Source organism: Synechococcus sp. R6-5 (assembly GCF_047461775.1).
GTDB lineage: Bacteria > Cyanobacteriota > Cyanobacteriia > Thermostichales > Thermostichaceae > Thermostichus.
This window is the reverse complement of sequence record NZ_JANSHV010000317.1, coordinates 1-1,061: the sequence shown is the minus strand read 5'-3', so window position 1 is coordinate 1,061 and position 1,061 is coordinate 1. Positions and strand designations below refer to the sequence as shown.

Sequence of the window (1,061 nt, the reverse complement as noted above, 5' to 3'; positions counted from 1 at the left end):
TGCGAGACATTCCCTGGGTGGATCTGGTTCGATACGATCCACACGCCTACGCTGCCCCCAAAAACAGCGTCAAAGCCTCAAACCGCAAAACCGAAGATGGCCGCCACATTCTGTGGATCCACCTCCACGAGAGCCAGGACACCCACCTCGCTGTCAGAGTAGAAACCACCGGCTACACCCCCGAGCACCTAGAGCTGGCTGCCACCGAATTGCGGCAACGCTTGGGCCGTCTGCTTTGAGTGTTTCCATGAATCCCGCTTCCCCAAAGGGAAGTGACTTATCAGGTATAGGGTTTTTGCTACGCAAACCTACATAAAATAAGGTATCGCATTCGGAACAACGGTTGATCCGGGTGGCGTGGAAGTTGCTTGCGGCTCAGGATCGGTTCCATTAACAGGAAATTACCGAGTACAGCGTATTCGCTTCGACCATCATCCGTTTCAACTACCCCTGCCAAAAGTGCCAGATCAGATCTAGATCATCACGCCTGCAGTTATTAAGCTTGTCTGAGACACATATTACGAACAACGCGAAAAAAGGAAGTAATATGGTAGAACATGAAAGCCTGAATACACCAACCAAACTTCTCCTAGTTGGAGTGGAGATCCTTTTTGTCTGTGCCCTGTTTCTCATGCGTCTTGGAGTCGCCGGTTGGCTTCTAATGATGTTTGGAGCGCTGCTTATTTTGCTGCTTACTTTATGGGCATTTGTGCATATAGCTTTGATGATCACATTCATTAGCGTTTTTGAATCAAGAAAGAGCGATATTGCGCTCTACCTCGCGACTCATTTTTTCTATCTTTGGGCCTGGTTATTTCAATTCGATGGCGATGATACCAGTGTAAAGTGGACTATTCGTCTCCTCCCATGCACGAACTTTCTGGAGCCTCTCCTCCGGAAATGGGGCGGAGTTCTATTTTTAACCACGAGTATCGCTACATTTGTTTGCTATTTGATAATCTTCATTTTAATAGTTATTCGCTTGGCTCGATTAATTTTCCATTGAGTTTTCATTAATTCCACTGCCCCGAAAGGAAGCGACTTCCGCCGATTATAACCCT

1 pseudogene is annotated in these 1,061 nt (G+C 47.2%); it reads left to right on the top strand.

From position 1 onward, the window contains the following. Window positions 1-239: pseudogene (locus NW818_RS13315) on the top strand (CRISPR-associated protein); the annotation flags it as partial. Window positions 240-1,061: the final 822 nt, after the last annotated feature.